Origin of the sequence: Flavobacterium anhuiense (assembly GCF_900101855.1) — a bacterium.
GTDB classification, from domain to species: Bacteria; Bacteroidota; Bacteroidia; order Flavobacteriales; family Flavobacteriaceae; genus Flavobacterium; species Flavobacterium anhuiense.
The window spans coordinates 25,990-46,091 of record NZ_FMVC01000008.1 but is presented as its reverse complement, the minus strand read 5'-3'; the positions used below and the strand labels follow the sequence as shown (position 1 = coordinate 46,091).

Annotated in this window: 21 protein-coding genes; 5 read left to right on the top strand and 16 right to left on the bottom strand. The window is 33.3% G+C overall.

The features are described 5' to 3' along the window. Positions 1–72 precede the first annotated feature (72 nt). The 11 genes from BLP44_RS19485 to pdxA all read right to left on the bottom strand — a co-directional run bounded on the left by BLP44_RS19485 (position 73) and on the right by pdxA (position 7,079). Positions 73–369, bottom strand: a complete 297-nt coding sequence (locus BLP44_RS19485) for a PepSY-like domain-containing protein (RefSeq protein ID WP_008465206.1) — start codon at positions 367–369, stop codon at positions 73–75. 15 nt (positions 370–384) lie between these two features. Next, entirely contained in the window at positions 385–678 is a 294-nt protein-coding gene (locus tag BLP44_RS19480; protein WP_008465208.1) for a PepSY-like domain-containing protein, read from the bottom strand. A 17-nt stretch (positions 679–695) separates the two neighbouring features. After that, entirely contained in the window at positions 696–986 is a 291-nt protein-coding gene (locus tag BLP44_RS19475) for a hypothetical protein (protein ID WP_008465209.1), read from the bottom strand. Between the two features lie 26 nt (positions 987–1,012). Further along, positions 1,013–1,309, bottom strand: a complete 297-nt coding sequence (locus BLP44_RS19470; RefSeq protein WP_008465211.1) for a hypothetical protein — start codon at positions 1,307–1,309, stop codon at positions 1,013–1,015. Between the two features lie 75 nt (positions 1,310–1,384). Then, a complete protein-coding gene (locus tag BLP44_RS19465; RefSeq protein WP_008465212.1) occupies positions 1,385–1,681 on the bottom strand; it encodes a hypothetical protein in 297 nt (98 codons plus the stop codon). Between the two features lie 359 nt (positions 1,682–2,040). Further along, positions 2,041–3,387, bottom strand: a complete 1,347-nt coding sequence (gene accC / locus BLP44_RS19460) for an acetyl-CoA carboxylase biotin carboxylase subunit (RefSeq protein WP_008465214.1) — start codon at positions 3,385–3,387, stop codon at positions 2,041–2,043. 107 nt (positions 3,388–3,494) lie between these two features. Continuing rightward, positions 3,495–3,980, bottom strand: a complete 486-nt coding sequence (gene accB / locus BLP44_RS19455; protein ID WP_008465215.1) for an acetyl-CoA carboxylase biotin carboxyl carrier protein — start codon at positions 3,978–3,980, stop codon at positions 3,495–3,497. 23 nt (positions 3,981–4,003) lie between these two features. Next, positions 4,004–5,002, bottom strand: a complete 999-nt coding sequence (locus BLP44_RS19450) for a beta-ketoacyl-ACP synthase III (protein WP_091135379.1) — start codon at positions 5,000–5,002, stop codon at positions 4,004–4,006. A 175-nt stretch (positions 5,003–5,177) separates the two neighbouring features. After that, entirely contained in the window at positions 5,178–5,372 is a 195-nt protein-coding gene (gene rpmF / locus BLP44_RS19445) for a 50S ribosomal protein L32 (RefSeq protein ID WP_008465217.1), read from the bottom strand. Positions 5,373–5,381: 9 nt separating this feature from the next. Further along, positions 5,382–5,924: a YceD family protein gene (locus BLP44_RS19440; protein ID WP_091135378.1), complete on the bottom strand. Its 543-nt coding sequence runs from the start codon at positions 5,922–5,924 to the stop codon at positions 5,382–5,384. A 105-nt stretch (positions 5,925–6,029) separates the two neighbouring features. After that, complete coding sequence (gene pdxA / locus BLP44_RS19435) at positions 6,030–7,079, bottom strand: 4-hydroxythreonine-4-phosphate dehydrogenase PdxA (RefSeq protein ID WP_091135376.1); 1,050 nt, start codon at positions 7,077–7,079, stop codon at positions 6,030–6,032. 57 nt (positions 7,080–7,136) lie between these two features. Between pdxA and BLP44_RS19430 the strand changes: the two genes are divergently transcribed. Then, on the top strand, positions 7,137–7,727 hold the full coding sequence (locus BLP44_RS19430) for a riboflavin synthase (protein ID WP_008465221.1): 591 nt from the start codon (positions 7,137–7,139) through the stop codon (positions 7,725–7,727). A gap of 34 nt (positions 7,728–7,761) precedes the next feature. On the opposite strand, the gene BLP44_RS19425 is transcribed toward BLP44_RS19430, so the two are convergent. After that, positions 7,762–8,010: a hypothetical protein gene (locus BLP44_RS19425; protein ID WP_066033389.1), complete on the bottom strand. Its 249-nt coding sequence runs from the start codon at positions 8,008–8,010 to the stop codon at positions 7,762–7,764. 406 nt (positions 8,011–8,416) lie between these two features. Here BLP44_RS19425 and BLP44_RS19420 point away from each other — a divergent pair, with 406 nt between their 5' ends. Beyond that, entirely contained in the window at positions 8,417–9,403 is a 987-nt protein-coding gene (locus BLP44_RS19420; RefSeq protein ID WP_091135374.1) for a DNA cytosine methyltransferase, read from the top strand. Here BLP44_RS19420 and BLP44_RS19415 read toward each other — a convergent pair. Beyond that, entirely contained in the window at positions 9,400–9,819 is a 420-nt protein-coding gene (locus BLP44_RS19415) for a very short patch repair endonuclease (protein ID WP_066033387.1), read from the bottom strand. The genes BLP44_RS19420 and BLP44_RS19415 overlap by 4 nt on opposite strands. A gap of 360 nt (positions 9,820–10,179) precedes the next feature. Between BLP44_RS19415 and BLP44_RS19410 the strand changes: the two genes are divergently transcribed. Beyond that, complete coding sequence (locus tag BLP44_RS19410; protein ID WP_170830258.1) at positions 10,180–11,391, top strand: tyrosine-type recombinase/integrase; 1,212 nt, start codon at positions 10,180–10,182, stop codon at positions 11,389–11,391. Positions 11,392–11,565: 174 nt separating this feature from the next. Beyond that, positions 11,566–11,841, top strand: a complete 276-nt coding sequence (locus BLP44_RS23185; protein ID WP_244511821.1) for a hypothetical protein — start codon at positions 11,566–11,568, stop codon at positions 11,839–11,841. Positions 11,842–12,363: 522 nt separating this feature from the next. Here the strand turns inward: BLP44_RS23185 and BLP44_RS19400 are convergent. The 3 genes from BLP44_RS19400 to BLP44_RS19390 all read right to left on the bottom strand — a co-directional run bounded on the left by BLP44_RS19400 (position 12,364) and on the right by BLP44_RS19390 (position 18,268). Next, positions 12,364–13,407 carry a DUF481 domain-containing protein gene (locus BLP44_RS19400; protein WP_091135370.1) on the bottom strand — a complete coding sequence of 348 codons (1,044 nt, stop codon included), beginning with the start codon at positions 13,405–13,407 and terminating at the stop codon, positions 12,364–12,366. Positions 13,408–13,500: 93 nt separating this feature from the next. Then, the gene (locus BLP44_RS19395; RefSeq protein WP_211516896.1) at positions 13,501–15,873 is read right to left on the bottom strand and encodes an arylsulfatase; all 2,373 of its coding nucleotides are present in this window, start codon (positions 15,871–15,873) and stop codon (positions 13,501–13,503) included. A 31-nt stretch (positions 15,874–15,904) separates the two neighbouring features. Then, positions 15,905–18,268, bottom strand: coding sequence for an arylsulfatase (locus BLP44_RS19390; RefSeq protein WP_091135366.1), 2,364 nt, complete (start codon positions 18,266–18,268; stop codon positions 15,905–15,907). 325 nt (positions 18,269–18,593) lie between these two features. On the opposite strand from BLP44_RS19390, the gene BLP44_RS19385 reads away from it, so the two are divergent. Next, positions 18,594–19,802, top strand: a complete 1,209-nt coding sequence (locus BLP44_RS19385; protein WP_091135364.1) for a helix-turn-helix domain-containing protein — start codon at positions 18,594–18,596, stop codon at positions 19,800–19,802. Positions 19,803–20,102: the final 300 nt, after the last annotated feature.

The following is a 20,102-nucleotide window of genomic DNA, read 5'->3' as shown; positions in this document are numbered from 1 at the left end:
AATATGTAAAAAAAAAGAGATTGCACGACGCAATCTCTTTTTCACCAAAAACATAAATCTAAATTCACCTAATTATATCTTCAACCAGTTACCATTGACATCTGAGTAAACAGTAGCCTTCTGGTCTCCAACTGATATTTCGAGCTTGTACTCTTTTTTTTCGTTTACAAATGCTTTTTCCAGTTTTGCACCCGGATAAGCGGTCTGCAAGGCTGTTTTTACAGCTGCAGGCACAGCATCTACTGTAACTTCTGTATATTCTGACTGAATGGTTACAGTTGCTTTAGTAACTTTAGAAGCAGGCAATACATTTGCATGAATTGACATTATTCCTAAAACAACTATTGCGGATAAGATTAATTTTTTCATGATGCTGATTTTTAATTATTTCTTGATGATATTACCAGAAGCATCTGTAAAAATAGTATACTTCTTATCTCCACTTGAAATTTCAAGTTTGTACTCGTTCTTATCGTTTTTATAAGCTTTTTCCAGCTTAGTGTTTGGAAACGATTTTTCAACTGTAGATTTTACTGCTGCCGGCACTTGGTCTGCAGCCACCTCAGTATATGCATCTTGAAAAATTACTGATTGAGTAATTGAGATTGCTGGAAGAACTGCAGCATTTACTGAAAGACTTCCTAAAACAATCGCTGCTGATAAAACTAACTTTTTCATAATATTTGTGGTTTAAATTATTTTTTAAGAATGTTACCAGAAGCATCTGTATAAACGATCGATTTTTCACCTCGAACCGTTATCTCAATTTTGTACTCCTTTTTATCATTTACCCAAGCTTTTTCAAGCACTACACCAGGATAAGCTTCATCTAAGCCTTTCTTAACAGCTGCCGGAACTCCGTCTACTTCTTTATATCCATCCTGATCATTAACTGTCTGTACTATTGGGTTAGTTACAGCAGTGGTTTCTGCATGCATCGACAAACTGCCTAAGACAATTGCTGCCGATAAGATTAACTTTTTCATAGTTATAGTTTAAGGGTTAGACTTTATTATTTTTTAATCCAAGTTCCGTCTGCGTTAGCAAAAAGATTTCCTGTTTTATCTCCAACAGTTACTTCAAGTTTGTATTCAGATTTTGTGTTTTTAAATGCTTTAGAAAGCACAGCGTCTGGATATGCTTTTTTCAAAGCGTCTGTTACAGCGGTTGGAACTTCTTCCAATTTGATTTCTGTATAATCATCTTGGATAGAGATTGTTTTTACGATTGAATTTGAAATTGGCGAAGTTGAAGCAAATGATGTTAAACCTCCCAAAACGATTGCGGCTGATAAAAATAAATTTTTCATGATAGTTGTTTTTTAATATAGTTAATTTGATCTTAGTATTCTTGATCCGGATTTTCACAAGACCTCATTTTAAGATTATTGTTTAATCCAAGTTCCGTCTGCATTTGCGAAAAGATTTCCAACTTTGTCGCCAACAGTCACATCAAGTTTATACTGTGCTTTTTCGTTTTTGTATGCTTTAGTAATTACTGCTTCAGGGTATGCTTTTTTCAAAGCTTCAGTGATAGCAGCTGGTAATTCTTCTAATTTAATTTCTGTGTATTCGTCTTCAATAGAAATCGTTTTTACGATTGTATTGGGTGCTTGTGTAGTTGAAGCGAATGACGTTAAACTTCCTAAAACAATTGCGGCTGATAAAAATAATTTTTTCATAACGTATATATTTAAATTAATAGTTGTTTACGCTTTAAGTAATGAAATTATTATGCCGTAAAAGAAAAGAGCCGTGCCAAATACCATAAAAACCTGTATTTAAAGGTTTTATATCAAATATAGCAAAAAATGAGAAAATTAAAAAGGTGTGTAAAAGAGAAAAAAGGTGTGTAATAAGTAAACACTTAAAGTGTAACCTTGAAAGAAATTCCAATTTTTGTAAATTCCAAATTCCAAAGTTTATGATGAAGTTTTAAGCTCTTAATTTAAAGTTTAGGTTTCCAATATTGGAATTTGAATATTGGATTTTATAAATGCCTATAAAAGAAAAAGGCTTCCAAATTTGGAAGCCTTTATAATTATTCTGGACTATTCATTTTAAATGTATCCATAAATGCAGTTGTATAATCTCCTGCAATATATTTTGGATCATCCATTAATTGTCTGTGGAAAGGGATTGTAGTTTTCACACCTTCTATTACGAACTCATCCAAAGCTCTTCGCATTTTGCTAATAGCTTCTTCACGAGATTGTGCAGTTGTAATCAACTTAGCAATCATAGAATCATAGTTTGGCGGAATACTATATCCTGAGTATACGTGAGTATCTAAACGAACTCCATGTCCTCCTGGCATATGAAGTGTAGTAATTTTTCCTGGAGAAGGACGAAAATCGTTATAAGGATCTTCAGCATTAATACGAACTTCAATAGCGTGTAATTGCGGAAGGTAGTTTTTACCAGAAATCGGAATTCCGGCAGCAACCATAATCTGCTCACGGATCAAATCATAATCAATAACTTGTTCTGTGATTGGGTGCTCCACCTGAATACGAGTATTCATTTCCATAAAGTAGAAGTTTCTGTGTTTATCCACTAAAAATTCTACAGTTCCAGCTCCTTCATATTTAATGAATTCAGCAGCTTTTACAGCAGCTTCTCCCATTCTTGTACGAAGTTCGTCTGTCATGAAAGGTGAAGGGGTTTCTTCAGTAAGTTTTTGGTGACGACGCTGTACAGAACAGTCTCTTTCAGAAAGATGACATGCTTTTCCGTATGCATCTCCAACAACTTGAATTTCGATATGACGTGGCTCTTCAATAAGTTTTTCCATGTACATTCCGTCATTTCCAAACGCTGCAGCAGCTTCTTGACGTGCGCTTTCCCATGCTTTCTGAAGGTCTTCTTCTTTCCAGATGGCACGCATACCTTTTCCACCACCACCAGCAGTAGCTTTCATCATTACTGGGTAGCCAATTTCTTTAGCTACTTTTTTTGCATGTTCGTATGATTCTAATAAACCGTCTGAACCTGGTACACAAGGAACTCCTGCAGCTTTCATTGTCTCTTTTGCAGTAGCTTTATCTCCCATTCGGTCGATCATTTCTGGAGCAGCACCGATAAACTTAATTCCGTGCTCTTGACAGATTTTAGAGAATTTAGCATTCTCAGAAAGAAATCCATAACCTGGATGAATTGCATCTGCGTTTGTAATTTCTGCAGCTGCAATAATATTTGACATTTTCAAATACGATAAGTTACTCGGAGGAGGGCCTATACAAACCGCTTCGTCTGCAAATTTAACATGCAAACTTTCTGCATCGGCTGTAGAGTAAACTGCAACAGTTTTGATTCCCATTTCCTTACATGTACGAATTACACGAAGTGCAATTTCTCCTCTATTCGCAATTAATATTTTTTTAAACATCTTATTTTAATTAGATAATTAGACAATTTGATAATTAGATAATTTTAGATGTCTGTATTAATTCTGCCAGATCAATCTAAAATCTAAAATCTAAAATCTAAATTTATTTATGATGGATCTACTAAGAATAAAGGTTGGTCAAATTCAACTGGAGACATATCATCTACAAGAATTTTTACAATTTTACCAGAAACTTCAGATTCGATTTCGTTGAATAATTTCATTGCTTCAATTACGCAAAGAACATCACCTTTAGATACAGTGCTTCCAACTTCTGTGAAAACTGGTTTGTCTGGAGATGGTTTTCTATAGAATGTTCCAATGATTGGAGATTTTATAGTAACATATTTAGAATCGTCAGAAGCAGGTTTCTCTGGAGTTACACTTACAACTGTTGGAGCTGTAACTTGCGGAACTGCCGCTTGAGGTAAAGCTGCTTGAGCAGGTAATTGCTGTACGTAAGTTGCTTCAGTTACATTTGTTTCTAAAGTTGTTCTGATTGTGATTTTTACATCATCCATTTCTAACTTCACTTCTGCAACGCCCGAATTTGCAACAAATTTAATTAGGTTTTGAATTTCTTTTAAATCCATAATGATTCGTTTTTAGTTTTAATTTATTTTTTATCGTAAGCCCATTTCAAATAGATAGATCCCCAAGTGAATCCACCACCAAAAGCGGCAAAGATAACATTATCTCCTTTTTTAAGCTTATTTTCAAAGTCAGCTAATACTAATGGTAAAGTTCCAGAAGTAGTATTACCATATCTCTCGATGTTTACCAGCACTTTAGACTCGTCTAATTCTAATCTTCCTGCTGTAGCATCGATAATACGTTTGTTTGCTTGGTGTGGCACCAACCAATCAACGTCCTGATTTGTCAAATTATTTCTTTGTAAAATCAATTCGCTGGCATCGGCCATATTAGTCACAGCATATTTGAAAACAGTTTTACCGTCTTGCATAATATTGTGCTGTCTATTTTTTATAGTTTCTTCTGAAGGCGGAATCAAAGAACCTCCTGCTGGGATTTTAAGGAAATCTCTTCCAACACCATCACTTCTTAAATACTCATCCTGCAAACCTAAACCTTCATAATTTGGTTCGAAAAGAACTGCACCAGCTCCATCTCCAAAAATAATACAAGTTGCTCTGTCTGTATAGTCTACAATTGATGACATTTTATCGGCACCAATTAAAAGCACTTTTTTGTAACGTCCAGACTGAACATAAGCTGCAGCTGTCGACATTCCGTATAAAAAGCTTGAACATGCAGCCTGCAAATCGTATGAAAATGCATTTGTAGCTCCAATTTCTGTCGCAACATAAACTCCTGTAGAAGCCACCATCATATCTGGTGTTGCAGTTGCCATTATAATCATATCAATCTCAAGCGGATCTATATTTGCTTTTGCAATTAAATCCTTTGCTGCTTGAATGGCAAGATAAGATGTACCTTTATCAGCATCTTTAAGAATTCTTCTTTCTTTAATTCCTGTTCGAGCGGTAATCCACTCATCATTGGTATCAACCATTGTTTCTAGCACTTGGTTCGAAAGAACGAAGTCAGGAACATAAGCTCCAACAGCGGTAATTGCGGCTGTGATTGTATTCATTATATTCTATTATTTTCCTTTCAAATTATCATTAATTTGAAAAATTTTTAAAAGGCTTGAAAATTACAAAAAAAAACGTAACGAATTTGTCTATATTTTCCTAAAAAACGAAAATTATAACCAACAAAAAAAACTCTCACTATGTGAGAGTTCTAGTATAATTTACAAAAACGTATTAAGCAACCGCTTCAGATTTATCGATAACAACTTGCCCTCTGTAGTACATTTTACCTTCATGCCAGTAAGCTCTGTGGTATAAATGTGCCTCACCTGTAATAGGACATGTAGCGATTTGAGCTACAGTAGCTTTGTAATGTGTTCTTCTCTTATCTCTTCTTGTTTTCGAGGTTTTTCTCTTAGGATGTGCCATTTTACTATATTATTTATCCGTTAATAGTTTCTTTAATTTTTCCCAACGCGGGTCAATATCTTCTTCTTTGTTACTCTCTTCCTTTTGTTCTTTTACACTTAATTCATTCAGTTTTGTTAAAGCTTCTGTTTGCAGACTTCCATCTTTAACACCTGGATGAACTCTTTTCTGCGGAACAGAAAGTGCGATCATTTCATAAATATATTGTGCTATATCTATTTCATGTTCACCATGTGGTAAAATCAACAACTCTTCATTATCATCATTAAATTCTTCTCCAAAGCGAACAATCAGTTTCATTTTTCCCTTTATAGGTAAATCAAAATCTTCGCCTGTCAGATCACAAGGGACATTTACGGTTCCTTTATGTTTGAATTCTAACTCTAACATATTACTTTTCTTTTCGAAAAGTAAATTGACTTTAATATCTGAACTTTGAAACTCATCGTAATCAAAGTCCTTAAAGAACGTGTTATTTATTTGATACTCAAAATGGTGTTTTCCTAGTTTTAATCCTACGAAAGGAATTAAAAATTCTTTTGTTTTGCTCATTTCAACATCAATTTGATCAATTCAATTCTAAAACTAGATATCTGAATTGGGGTGCAAAGATATAAAATTATTATAAATCTAATAATCTTATTGACCTTTTTTTGTTTATAACTGTTTTTCTTTTATTTTAAGAGGTTTTTGGCTAATCTCCTCATACTGATTACGCGAGCGAAAAATATCGATTGCAAGATAGACTGCTTCTTTAAACGAATTGTAATCTGCCATGTCTTTCCCCGCTATATCATAAGCTGTGCCGTGATCTGGAGAGGTTCTTACTTTATTTAAACCTGCTGTATAATTCACTCCTTTCCCAAAAGAAAGCGTCTTAAATGGAATCAATCCTTGATCGTGATACATTGCCACAATAGCATCATATTTTTCATATTGAGAGCTTCCAAAAAAACCATCCGCAGGAAATGGACCAAAAACCATTGTCCCTGAATCGAATATTTTTTTCAGAACTGGTTTTAAAATCAAATCATCTTCTTTCCCAATTACACCACCATCACCAGCATGCGGATTCAATCCTAAAACTGCAATTTTTGGCTTCACTATACTAAAATCCTGAACTAGAGATTTTCTAATAGTTTCAATTTTTTTAGTAATTAGCTCCTCAGTCAAATGAGAAGCCACTTCATTTAAAGGCACGTGATCTGTAATTAAACCTACCCTTAAATTATCCTGCACCATCATCATTAAAGCATCTCCTTCTAATTCTTGATTCAGATAATCCGTATGTCCCGGAAATTTAAAATCTTCAGACTGTATATTGTATTTATTAATCGGAGCTGTTACCAAAACATCTATTTCCCCTTCTTTCAACGCTTTTGTTCCAGCTGTAAAAGATTTTATAGCATATTCTCCTATTTTTGGATCATTGACTCCAAAGTTAATATCAACCCCTTCTTTCCAAAGATTCAAAACATTTACCTTTCCTGGTATAATCTGATCCAATTTATCAACTCCGTGAAACTGAACTGTAGATGTAAAGCTTTTTCTAACGAAAGAAAGAATTTTAGCATTTGCAAAAATAACCGGCGTACACAATTCTAACATACGAGAATCTTCGAATGTTTTCAGTATAACTTCGCTTCCAATACCGTTTAAATCTCCAACTGAAATTCCAACAATTATATTTTCTGCTTTTTTATTCATGAGCTCAGTTTATTTATTACTAATTTTGATGTGCAAATTTAGTAAAATAAAACCACAATGTTCACAGGAATTATAGAAACACTCGGCAAAGTTCACGAAATCAAAAAAGACCAAAGCAATCTTCATATAACAGTTGATTCATCCATAACTCACGAATTAAAAATAGATCAGAGCGTTTCGCACAACGGAATATGCCTCACAGTTGTAGCCATTAAAGATTCTCTATATACAGTAACTGCGATTGACGAAACTATTTTAAAAACCAATATCGGCGATTGGCAGGTTGGCGATATCGTTAATTTAGAAAGAGGAATGAAACTCGGAGATCGTCTTGACGGGCATATTGTACAAGGACACGTAGACCAAACTGGAACTTGCATTAAAATTGAAGAAGCAAACGGAAGCTGGAATTACACTTTTGAGTACGACAAAACTCAAAACAATATCACAATCGAAAAAGGTTCGATTACAGTAAATGGTGTTAGCCTTACAGTTGTAAATTCTAAAACAAATGAATTTAGTGTTTCAATTATTCCATACACATATGAAAACACTAATTTTAAAGATTTCAAAGTTGGAACAAAAATCAACCTTGAATTTGATGTAGTCGGAAAATATATTTCTAGACTTTATTCTATAAACAAATAACCCTAATTATTTTTTTTTATAAAAAAAGCTTCAATTAAATTGAAGCTTTTTTTGTTCGGTTTTTATATATCATAATAGCTCCTAAAGCCAAACCGCCTACAAGGAGAATATTAACATTTTGATCTATTGGAAAGCCTTCAGGACAAGCTGCACAATCCTCACTACTTTTTTGATTCATACCATCTGTATTACCGGGTTCAGGAAGTGGCTCATTTGCCACAACTAATGAAACATTCAACAACAATAAGGCGATTACTAAAAATGGGGCTTTTAGATTTTTCATAAATTCAAGCTATTGCAATATGCAAGTCTAGATAATTATTGATAAATATTCTTTGGTAGAAATTTCGCACAATGCATTTCTATCTCTAAAATCTTGAACAAAAGTATAAGTTTTTTACAGAAAAGCAACTTTTAAATTAAAAAAGGAGAAACAAATTTTAACATTTTCTTTTTCCCAATTCTGCTAATCCTTTTATAAAAGGCTCTAGAAGGGCAATTATTATTATTCACAAGAACCATAGGCCTATAAGAATTTACTGATTTCAAAAAAAGACTTCTCTTCGAAAAAATTTCTAAATCAACTCACTTCTAAAAAACAGTTCAAGTTCATTCCTTCTAGAATAAGAATATTGTCAAATTAATATATTTGTACAATCCAATTCAGACGCATCTCAATCGTAATCAAAATGAAAAACAAATATACAGTCGGAAGTTTATATGCAGGCGTGGGCGGTATTTGTTTGGGCTTTGAAAATGCAGGTTTCAAATTAGAATGGGCAAATGAATTTGACAAGAAAGCCTGTGTCACTTATCGAAACAATTTCGAGCATAAACTTATTGAAGGCGACGTAATGCAGCTCGATGTAAAAAAACTCAACAAAATAGATATTCTTACTGCCGGCTTTCCTTGCCAGCCTTTTTCTCTTGCGGGTCACAGAAAAGGCTTTAAAGACAGCAGAGGAAATCATTTCTTCAAAATATTAGATTTTATTGATGAAATGAGACCTAAAGTAGTATTTCTCGAAAACGTCAAAAATCTTAAAGGACACGACAAAGGAAATACCATGAAAGTAATTCAACGTGAAATCAAAAAACGCAATTACACTTTTGACAGCGCCATCTTAAATACTAAAGATTTTGGAAACATTCCGCATAACCGCGAACGAATTTTCATGATCGCGTTTGATAAGGATTTCGTTAAAAAAGGTTTTAAATTTAATTTTCCTGAAAAAGAAGAATTAACCCAAAAAGTTACCGATTTAATTATAAAAGAAAAAGTTGATAAAAAATTCTATTATACAGAAGACAAATACATGTATAACACGCTCAAAGAAGCGGTTGTAAGAGAAGATAGAATTTATCAGTTCAGAAGACATTACGTACGAGAAAACAAAAAAGAAGTCTGCCCTACTCTAACTGCCAATATGGGAACTGGAGGACACAACGTTCCCATTATTACAACAGAATTCGGCTTTAGAAAATTAACTCCAAGAGAATGCTTTCGCTTTCAAGGTTTTCCTGATAGCTATAAATTACCCAAAATTTCTAATTCGAGCCTTTACAAACAAGCAGGAAATTCGGTAAGTATGCCGGTCATAGAGAGACTAGCTTCAGAAATATTCAAATGCATTGAAAAAATCGAAGCCAAACAACTCAAAGCAGAAAAGGTTTAAATACTCAAAAGCATAATCGTTCCTTCAATTTTTGCCACACAGACTTCGAGATTTTTCTCAATATCCTTACTCCAAAATCTAAGAACGGTCCAATTTTTATCAATTAGAAAAGAATTGACTTCTTCATCTCGCTGTATATTTCTTTCAATTTTCGGAATCCAATACTCTCGATTCGTTTTAATTCTTAACTGTTCAGTTTTCCAATCTTTTCCGTGAAAAAATTCACTATCCACAAAAATGGCGATTTTATATTTGGCAAAAGTAAGATCAGGCCTTCCAAATATCTTTTTATTGTTCTTTCGATATCTGTAGCCCAATTTCCATAATGCTTTTGCAAGCCTTACTTCGCTCTTTGTAGCAGTACTTTTTATAGCCTGCATAGTTTTCCTCCTCTGTTCGGGAGTTAATCTATCCATCTGAAGATTAAATTTGTTTTGGATGGATAAAGTTAAGGGATTTTACAGAAACAGGAATTTAATTATTAAGTGTCAAAAATTTCAATTTTCACATCTCAAAAGCGCCAAAAACAAAAAAAGCCTCTACATTTCTGTAAAGGCTTTCTATTTTCTAAATAAGTGGTCCCACCTGGGCTCGAACCAGGGACCACCTGATTATGAGTCAGGTTTAATTAGTTTTATTATAACTTATTTTTTATTATAATACCTAACTATCAATAAGTTACAAAATTAAAAATGAATAATAAATCATTATTTCTTATTTTAATTGTAGTTTTGTTCGTCAAATGTTCGTCAAAATTATTACTAATATTTTCAATAATGGTATCATACAAATTTACACTCAAAGCAACGCCAAATGCACAAGGCGACTATTTTATTAATCTTGTATTAATTAAAGACAGAATAAATACTAGTTTATCAATCAAAAAAAAATGTAAGCATGAAGATTGGTCATTTGAAACAGAACGCATTAAAAAATCGCACAAAGAATACAAACAAATTAACGATCTGATTGAAAAATATTCGGGTCGTATCAACAATATTATTCATGAATTTGAATTAGATGATACTCCATTCACCCTACAGGACATTGTAACAAAATTCAAAAAAGATTCAGGAAAACAGCAACCGGTAAGCTATACTACTTTTCACGAAAGTTTAATCGAAGAAATTAAAAATGCAGGAAAACTATCAACCAGCAATATTGAAAAGGAAACCTTAAAATCTATTCAATTGTTTTTCGATAGAACAGAAATCACTTTTAGAGATTTATCCGTAGACTCGATCTATAAATATCAATCCTTTTTAAATAGCAAGAACAACAGCCAAAGCACAATTGGCATAAGAATTCGTACTTTAAGAGCCGTTTTCAACAAAGCTATAAAACGTGAAATCATTCCCGCAACAATATATCCTTTTGATAAGTTTAAGGTATCAAAAATTAAAGAAAGCGGTAAAAAAGAATATTTATCTGAAAAAGAACTTGAATTATTTAAAAATGCACAATTTCTGAAAAAAAATGACATTATTGCAAGAGATATGTTTTTACTAAGTTTTTACGGAAGAGGAATTAATTTTATTGATTTAATGCAATTAAAAAAAACAGATCTATATAAAGAAACAATTACCTATAAGAGAAGTAAAACTGAGGTAATAGTAAACTTTAAAATAAATGATTTCTGGAAACAGAAAATTGAAGAATATACTTCACCAGACGATTCGATCTATTTATTCAATATTATTCATAATAATCAGAACTCAAAAATTTATATAAATAACAGAAAAAGAAAATATCTCAAAATTTATATAAACACACCTCTTAAAACAATTACAACTGATTTAGGCATTCAAAAGAAAATCACCTACTACTGCGCAAGACATTCGTTTGCAACCATTCTGAAATTTAATAATATATCACTAGATATTATAAAGGAAGCTTTAGGTCATAAAGATATTAAATCAACTATGTCTTATTTAAACACACTTCCAAGCAATACTTTAGACAAAATGATTGATGATATTATTTTTTAAATCAGATTAACTCAACGCTAAATCTAACCTAAACAGTATCATAATTTATTTATATTTGACATTAAACTCAATTCTTTAATTTGTTGATTTGAATTTCCTTTTTAAACACAAATTATTTAAAAAATATTGAATTCCCACAGAAACTAAAGGGAATTAAAAGAAAAGTAAAACACCATGAAAAAAGAAATCATTTACACACTTACAGCTAATTTTGAATCACAATCAAATCAAACTGAAGAAGGAATTGAATTTTGGCTAGCAAGAGACCTCCAACATCTACTAGATTATACCAAATGGGATAATTTTGTAGGTGTAATTTCCAAAGCCAAAACTGCATGTGAAATTTCTGGAGAAAGCATTGACAACCATTTTGCCGACGTCGGGAAAATGGTTTCTATTGCTTCTGGTCCGCAAAAAGAGATCCAAGACATTATTCGCCATTCAGACTAGAAAAGCAGAACTAATTGAACAAAAAATGCTTGAATATGAACATGTGCAAGCTAGAAATAAACTTAAGAAACTGAAAAAGAATTATCTCAAGTAATTTTTGAGCAAACCGGTGGCAATCAAATTTCGCCCTTATATACCAAATGCTAAGCCGTTAGCTGACTTTATGCCAACTATTTTACTAAAAGCTAAAGATTTTGCAACAGAAATAACAACTTTTTAATGCGAGACAGCATCAAATGAAAACAGAGAATCAAATTTCAAAGGAACACATTACAAATAATAAATCCGACAAAGTCCAGCCCTGGGTTTATGACTATTTTTTGAAATTCGGGAGTAAGTTTTTGTTTTGGAGAATTACAACTGACTACTTTGATTAAGCTAAAGAATTTGTATTTTTTGTATAGACTTGGATTTTACTGCCAAAATCACTAATGATTTGTAGTATAATACCACAAACAAATACAATTCTTACAGTTTCTATAAATTTTAAGCTTTTTTATTTTTCAAATGTCGCTTTTTTTACTATTTAAACTCCCAACCAAAAACGGTCTGAAAAATAAAATCATTTTTTACTGCACCTGAAATTGGCTCGTTGTCAAAATTGTTGGTAAATCCAAGTTTAATAAAAAGGTCTAGAGGTAATTCATATTTAAGATCCATATTAAAGTCTGCACGAACCCTTTTCCATTCTGTTACACTTAAGTAAGTTGTTAACTTTGTTAGTAAACTGATGTTTTTATGCTTAAATAAATTCAATTCAAAACTTGCAAAAGTTTCCAGACTATTATTATTTGTCTGGAGTGTATCCCGGAACTTTTCATTGTTCCAAGCCAACCCAAGACCCCCTGTGAGATATTCTTTATTATTTAAAATTAAATATTTTCCCAGTCCAGATCCTATAGTGGCTCTGAGGTTAAGTAATTGATCTTCATTTGAAAGAAAATCCGAAGACAGAATTATAAACTTTTTGTTCTTGATATAATATCGGAATCCTGCATTAGCATCCGTCCTGCGTGTATATCCAACATTATCCTGACTGCTCAGAACAGAATTAAATGCGCCTGTAAATCCTATATCATCAGAGGTGTAATTTACATTACTTCTTATTGTAAACTGGCTGAGATTATTACTTTTTGTAAAATTATATCCTACAGATAAAGAAACTGTAAATCGAGATAAGAAGTGATCATCAATTGATTCTATAAACACAATTTCTTTTACTGTAGCTATGATTTCCTTATCTTTTTCTTTAATTAGTAATTGTTCCTGATTTTTACCGGGTAATATCTTTGCTGATTTTATCCTTTTTCCGTTTGATAATACTACTAAAAAATTCCTGTCACTTTTTAAAAGCTTTGTGTTTAGCCATTCTATCTTAAAATCTTTATCGCTATATGGTGTTTTAACTGTTAACACACCTTTAATCATATTTTTGATTTCCCCTACTATTCGGTCTTCGTTGTTTAAAATTAATGTGTCATTTTGTGAGAATGCATAATTAGAAAGAAGACTCAATAGTATTACCAAATAAATATATAGATATTTAAATCCTTTATTCCATTTCATAAACCACCCAATTTATATTGAAATCAGCCGTCAGTTAAATAATAATGGAGTAATCAAATGACCACTCCATTATTAATACTTTTATTTAATTTATCATTTCAGATATTTAATTTTTACACTTTCAATAGTCCCGTCAAATTTAAATGGAGCTTTATCATAATACGCTTGTGATACCGGAGACCCTAAATCGGTACCAATATCAAAACATTCATTAGCTGAAAATCCTGAATTAATAATTGTAGGCACTACCCCTTTTATTTCTTCTTTTCCATTTACTAGGATTGTAACTTCTGCTGCACTTAATTTAGGGCTGTCTTTATGTGGGATTCTTTTAAATACAACCTCCACGGTTGATTTTCCTTTTGGCAATTTAGATTTTGCTTTCAATTTAGTTCGTTGTATTTCGAACAAATTATATTCATAATTTAAAATACCATTTTCAACATATAGTGTAACTCCTCCGGCATAACCTGCCATTGCAAACAGAACTCCATTAGATTTTTCATTCGCATCTAAAACAATGGTCGATTGATTTGAATTATATCCTATTCTCGGGGACGCAAATTCTGGCAAACGGGTCATATCTCCGGAATAACTGAATTCAGTTGCCGGATTTGACTTTATGGCTTCAGGATGCAATAAAACATATAACCCGCCTCCAATAGGCATGTTTTTGTTGGCTACAGATTCTTCCATAAATAAAGTCTTTAATTCTTTAAGTTTCTCAGGATTTTTCTTTGCCAAATCGTTAGCCTGACTAAAGTCTTCATCGATATTATACAATTCCCAAACATCCTTCTCAGGAGTCCATTTATCAATACCGGGAGTTACTGTCATCCAAGGAACACGAGGGCCAAATGTGCTGGCGAACCAACCATCGTGGTAAATCCCACGGCTGGCCATAACATCAAAAAACTGAGTATGCTTCTGGTCTTTTGCTTTAGCATCATTAAAAGTGTAAACCATGCTAACCCCGTCGATCGGATCCTGATCATAACCGTTTACTTTTTTTGGTGCTTGTATATTCAACGCTTCATAAATAGTGGGTACAATATCATTTACATGATGAAATTGCGCATGGGGTGTTTTATTCGTTTTAATCTTCTTAGGCCAGGAGATTACCATAGGCTGGCGGGTACCTCCAAAATAACTTGCCAATAATTTTGTTCCTTTAAATGGTGTGGATCCAGCCCAAGCCCAGCCTGCATGATACATATTATCGGTTTTAGGGCTGCCTAAAGCATTTAAACCTCCAAGCTCGTCATTCAAAACTCTCAAATGATCTTCTATTTTTGTAGGGATCTGGTTTTGAGCCAGTAATTCACTAATTGTTCCATTTTGACCTTCTGAACTTGAACCATTATCTCCCCAGATATAGAAAATAAGTGTATTATCGGCAATACCCATTTTCTCCAGTTCATCAATGATTCGTCCTGCATTGTAATCTGTATGTTCAGCAAATCCGGCATACACTTCCATCAACCTTCTTTGAAAAGGTTTTTCACTGTCCGGAATATCACTCCAGGCTGCCATATTTGTGGGACGTTCTGTAAGTTTTGTGTTTTTCGGAATCCAGCCCAATTCTTTTTCTCTTTTAAAAACGCGTTTTCTATACTCATCCCATCCATCATCAAATTTACCTTTATATTTATCAGCCCATTTGCTGTGTACCTGATGTGGTCCATGGACTGCTCCGGGTGCCCAATACATAAAAAATGGCTTTTTTGGATCTATCGCTTTTTGATCATGTATCCATTGAATGGCATTATCAGCCAAATCATCGGTAAGATGATATCCTTCCTCCGGAGTTTTTGGAGCAGCAACAAAAGTTGTATTCTTAATCAGCGTAGGTTCATATTGGGATGTTTCTCCTGCTAAAAACCCGTAAAAGTATTCAAAACCATAGCCCGTTGGCCAAAAATCAAATGGTCCGACTTTAGTGGTTTCTAATGGAGGTGAATTATGCCATTTACCAAAAGCTGATGTACTGTATCCATAATCTTTTAAAACTTCGGCTACAGTGGCAGATGTTTTAGGAATAAGTCCACTAAATCCGTCCCAATCATTAGCCCATTCTGTAATCTGTCCCGATCCTACCCTAGTATGATTACGACCAGTCAGCAAAGAGGCGCGCGTTGGAGAACACATGGCAGTTGAATGAAATCTATTATATGCAATCCCATGATTTGCCAGTTTGGTAAGATTTGGAGTATTAACCTCCCCTCCAAAAGTATTAGCCAATCCTGGCCCGGCGTCATCAATTAAGATAATTATAATATTTGGTGCATCTGCGGAAAGATGTGATTTCTCAACTCGTCGTGTATGGAAAGATTCTGCCATACTTGGTCCGGCTTTACTTGCCGAAGGTGTTGCTGGAAACGGAAGTATTTCCTGTGCATTAACGCTATTAAATAACATTAGAATCAGCAATAATATTATGCCTCTTAAATTTGTAAAGTATTTCATAAAGTAGCGTTTAAGTTTATATATCGATGCATTATTTCTTTTTATATTTGATGTTTACTCCGCTAATTTTTCCATTAAAAGCAAAAGGTGCTTTATCAAAATAAGCTTCAGAAACCGGCGAACCCAAATCGGTTCCTATATCCAAACATTCATAAACTGTAAAACCAAGATTGACAAGAATAGGAACATTTCCGGATGCATATTCTTTACCATTAACAGTGATTTTTACATCTGCCGAATTTAAATGGGCATAATCTTTATGTTTAATAGTAGTCAAATCAATTACAATTTTATTTTTTCCTTCCTGGATTTTTGTTTTACCGCTAATAATAGTTCTTTTGATTTCCATCATATTAAACTCATAATATAAAATCCCATCTTTTATATAAATACTTAAACCTCCAGAATATCCACCCAATGCCAATAATACACCATTTGCATCTTTAGGTACATCAGCATCAATTGTGATGGTATTGGCTATAGTTGCAATTTTTGGCGCCACCACTTCAGGAAGCCTTGTCATTGTTCCCGTATAATTAAATTCGGTTGCAGGATTGATTGGAAGGGCTTCAGGGTGAAGTGCCAAATACAAACCGCCTCCAATTGGCAGATTATTATTTTTAGCTGATTCAATCAGAAAAAGTTCTTTCAGGGCATTTAATTTCTCTGGATTTTTGGAAGCTAAATCTGTTGCCTGAGAGAAATCTTCATCCAAATTATAAAGCTCCCATTTGTCTTTATCCGGAGTCCAGGCAGCCAAACCTGGTGTTATAGTAAGCCATGGAGTTCTAGGTCCAAACGTTGAAGCCATCCAGCCATCGTGATAAATCGCGCGGCTTCCCATAATATCGAAAAACTGTGTATGTTTTTGGTCTTTTACTTTACCGTCATTAAAAGAATACACCATACTGATACCGTCAAATGGATCCTGTGTAAAACCATTCACAACTGAAGGTGCTTTGATTCCAACTACTTCATAAATAGTTGGCACAACATCATTGACATGATGAAACTGTGCGTGAGGCGTTTTATCTGTTTTTATTTTTTTTGGCCATGAAACTGCCAGCGGCTGTCTGGTTCCTCCAAAATAAGCTCCTAAAAGTTTTGTTCCCTTAAAGGGAGTCGACCCTGCCCATGCCCAGCCTGCATGATACATATTATCTGCTTTTGGTGTTCCCAGCACATCTAAACCTCCAAGCTCATTTGCTGTTTTGATATGATCTTCTATTCTAGACGGAATTTGGTTTTGAGTTAAAAGCTCGCTGATGGAACCGTTAATTCCTTCTGCACTTGAACCATTATCACCCCAAATATAAAATACCAGCGTATTTTCTCTGATGCCCATTTTTTCTAGTTCATCAATTACACGGCCGGCATCATAATCTGCCTGCTCTGCAAATCCGGCAAAAACTTCCATTAATTTTCTTTGAAAAGGTTTCTCACTTTCAGGAATATCATTCCAGGCTGCCAAATTTGATGGACGTGGAGTAAGCTTTGTATTAGCAGGAATATACCCTAACTTCTTTTGCTTTTCAAAAACTCTTTCTCTGTACTTATCCCACCCGTCATCAAATTTACCTTTGTATTTATCAATCCATTGCTTTGGTACCTGATGAGGACCGTGAGCCGCTCCGGGTGCCCAATACATAAGGAAAGGCTTTTCGGGATGAATTGCCTGATGATTCTGAATCCATTCAATTGCATTATCAGCCAAATCATCTGAAAGACTGTATCCTTCTTCTGCCGTTTTAGGTGTTTTTACAAAAGTTGTATTTTTAACCAGTGTAGGTTCATACTGAGAGGTTTCTCCACTCAAAAATCCGTAAAAGTATTCAAAACCATATCCTGTTGGCCAGTAATCAAAAGGGCCGGCCTGACTTGTTTGGGCTCCTGGGGTATTGTGCCATTTCCCAAATGCAGAAGTACTGTAACCGTATTGTTTTAAAACTTCAGCAACTGTAGCTGATGTTTTAGGAATAACACCACTAAATCCGTCCCAGTCATTGGCCAGTTCCGTAATTTGACCGTTTCCAATTCTAGTGTGATTTCGCCCTGTAAGTAATGATGAACGTGTTGGTGAACACATAGCAGTAGAATGAAATCTATTGTACGACACTCCATTGTTTGCTATCTTAGTAAGGTTTGGCGTATGTACTTCTCCTCCATATGTATCTGGCAGACCCGGACCTGCATCATCAATTAATATAATTAAAATATTAGGTGCATCTTTAGCAAGATGCGATTGCACTATCCTATTTTTGTAAACAGATTCATCAATTGTTCGTCCGGCCTGACTTGCTGTGGGCGTTAGCGGAAAAGGTAAAACCTCTTGAGCATTAACAATAAAAACATTGAAAGAAAACAATAATAGAAAAATTTTGATATGTACTTTCATAAGGATTTAGTTTTGATTATATTAATTTGGAAAACAAGTCTTGCAGGTGGGGATTGTAAAAAAAAAAATAATAAATGTACGATTAAAATTAATATACAAAACATTAATATGTTGCATTTTACAAAACAAACATAAAAATTTTACTACAGATAAATTTTACAACCATAAAAGTAAAACAAACCTTATTTCAGATATTTTTTTCGCCTCAGATTGTTGCCAATATTTATCATTATTGGCAAATCTAATAAAGGTGCTGATTATTATTTTTTCACTAAATTTGAGAAAGTACCATTTTTGCAGATCAAACTTCTCATAACAGATTCATATGATTTCAATATTTTCAGCCTGTGTAGCGGTAGTAATTATCATTTGCTTTTTAGTCTCCATTTTACTAATTGGATATTCCCAAAAAACAAAGAAATATAATATTCTACTTTCTCTGTTTTTTCTCTTATTATCCTATCCGTGTTTTATATTATTTTTAATCAACACAGGCTTTCTTAAGTATTTACCACATGTTTACAGAACTGGTATTATAGCACACCTTCTATATATGCCTGCCTCTTATCTTTACATTAGATCTGTTGTGACCAATAAAGGATTAAACAAAATGGATTTCATCCATCTTATTCCGGCTTTGATTTATGTTATTGACTATTTCCCTTTTTTTTGGCTCCCGGGATCTGAAAAGATAGCTTTTATGCATTCCAGCCAATTGAGTAAAATGGTTTTATTTTTTTATGAAAGCAGATTTTTTATTCCTGGCTTTTATATTGTCTTTAAGTATCTTTTAGCTTTTATTTATTGGATATACCAATGTGTGCTTCTCATACGATTGTTTCGAGTAAAGAACTCCGACTTTAAAAAAGAAAACGGAGTCTGGCTGAAGTGGCTTACTATCTTTGTTCTTTCACAAGTTTTTCTATTTCTGCCTTCAATGAAAATTTTAAAACCCGGATACGGAGATGATGAACTTACAGTATTTTTATTTATTGGAGGTTTTACCGGATTAACAGCTGTTTTTCTCTTTTTATTTCCTCAAATATTGTATGGCATTAAAGGAATTGTGCTTATAGATAAAGAACTTTCAATTCCTAAAATCACAGATAATTCATCCTCTCTTTCATTAGAAGCGAATCAACAGCAATCTGCTGTTTATCGTTATTTATCTCAATCAAAAATGGAAGAAATTTCATTGAGAATTCAAACACATATTACCCTGCAGCAATCATTTTTAGACAGACAATATACATTACAACAATTAGCAGCAGAACTTAATATTCCGGCACAATATCTTTCCGCTGTTATAAATGAATGTAAAAAAGTAAATTTTAACGATTTCATCAATACCTATAGAATAAAATATTGTTTGGAGTTATTAAATAAAAATGATCATCGAAATCAAACACTTGAAGCAATTGCAAATGAAAGTGGTTTTAACAATAGAAATACATTTACTATTGCATTTAAAAAAGTATTAGGGCAGACACCTTCTGCTTACATTAAAATTATAAATAACTTCAATGATATTTGATTACAATTTTGGTTAATTATTATTTTAGAGTGAGATAATCATTATTTTTCTTCCAATGGCTTATTTTGTCCTTCTTTGGAGTGTCAGGTACAGCGATCAAACACTTAATAGCAATTTTAACGTTTTCAAAATTAAAAATGAAATATTTGATAATTAGATGAATGTTAAAAAACATCCTTAAGCTTTGAGATAGTAGATGTTTTTTTAATCTTTTAATTTGCGGCTTTGCAGAAAATATGGTGTGAAAGGTTAATTCTACTAAATGAACCACCTCTATAGTACCGAATAAAAAAAACTTTA

Excerpts from the sequence above, each read along its gene's own strand:
- BLP44_RS19485 (WP_008465206.1), bottom strand. The coding sequence starts at position 369 with ATGAAAAAATTAATCTTATCCGCAATAGTTGTTTTAGGAATAATGTCA.
- BLP44_RS19480 (WP_008465208.1), bottom strand. The coding sequence starts at position 678 with ATGAAAAAGTTAGTTTTATCAGCAGCGATTGTTTTAGGAAGTCTTTCA.
- BLP44_RS19475 (WP_008465209.1), bottom strand. The coding sequence starts at position 986 with ATGAAAAAGTTAATCTTATCGGCAGCAATTGTCTTAGGCAGTTTGTCG.
- BLP44_RS19470 (WP_008465211.1), bottom strand. The coding sequence starts at position 1,309 with ATGAAAAATTTATTTTTATCAGCCGCAATCGTTTTGGGAGGTTTAACA.
- BLP44_RS19465 (WP_008465212.1), bottom strand. The coding sequence starts at position 1,681 with ATGAAAAAATTATTTTTATCAGCCGCAATTGTTTTAGGAAGTTTAACG.
- accC (WP_008465214.1), bottom strand. The coding sequence starts at position 3,387 with ATGTTTAAAAAAATATTAATTGCGAATAGAGGAGAAATTGCACTTCGT.
- accB (WP_008465215.1), bottom strand. The coding sequence starts at position 3,980 with ATGGATTTAAAAGAAATTCAAAACCTAATTAAATTTGTTGCAAATTCG.
- BLP44_RS19450 (WP_091135379.1), bottom strand. The coding sequence starts at position 5,002 with ATGAATACAATCACAGCCGCAATTACCGCTGTTGGAGCTTATGTTCCT.
- rpmF (WP_008465217.1), bottom strand. The coding sequence starts at position 5,372 with ATGGCACATCCTAAGAGAAAAACCTCGAAAACAAGAAGAGATAAGAGA.
- BLP44_RS19440 (WP_091135378.1), bottom strand. The coding sequence starts at position 5,924 with ATGAGCAAAACAAAAGAATTTTTAATTCCTTTCGTAGGATTAAAACTA.
- pdxA (WP_091135376.1), bottom strand. The coding sequence starts at position 7,079 with ATGAATAAAAAAGCAGAAAATATAATTGTTGGAATTTCAGTTGGAGAT.
- BLP44_RS19430 (WP_008465221.1), top strand. The coding sequence starts at position 7,137 with ATGTTCACAGGAATTATAGAAACACTCGGCAAAGTTCACGAAATCAAA.
- BLP44_RS19425 (WP_066033389.1), bottom strand. The coding sequence starts at position 8,010 with ATGAAAAATCTAAAAGCCCCATTTTTAGTAATCGCCTTATTGTTGTTG.
- BLP44_RS19420 (WP_091135374.1), top strand. The coding sequence starts at position 8,417 with ATGAAAAACAAATATACAGTCGGAAGTTTATATGCAGGCGTGGGCGGT.
- BLP44_RS19415 (WP_066033387.1), bottom strand. The coding sequence starts at position 9,819 with ATGGATAGATTAACTCCCGAACAGAGGAGGAAAACTATGCAGGCTATA.
- BLP44_RS19410 (WP_170830258.1), top strand. The coding sequence starts at position 10,180 with ATGGTATCATACAAATTTACACTCAAAGCAACGCCAAATGCACAAGGC.
- BLP44_RS23185 (WP_244511821.1), top strand. The coding sequence starts at position 11,566 with ATGAAAAAAGAAATCATTTACACACTTACAGCTAATTTTGAATCACAA.
- BLP44_RS19400 (WP_091135370.1), bottom strand. The coding sequence starts at position 13,407 with ATGAAATGGAATAAAGGATTTAAATATCTATATATTTATTTGGTAATA.
- BLP44_RS19395 (WP_211516896.1), bottom strand. The coding sequence starts at position 15,873 with ATGAAATACTTTACAAATTTAAGAGGCATAATATTATTGCTGATTCTA.
- BLP44_RS19390 (WP_091135366.1), bottom strand. The coding sequence starts at position 18,268 with ATGAAAGTACATATCAAAATTTTTCTATTATTGTTTTCTTTCAATGTT.
- BLP44_RS19385 (WP_091135364.1), top strand. The coding sequence starts at position 18,594 with ATGATTTCAATATTTTCAGCCTGTGTAGCGGTAGTAATTATCATTTGC.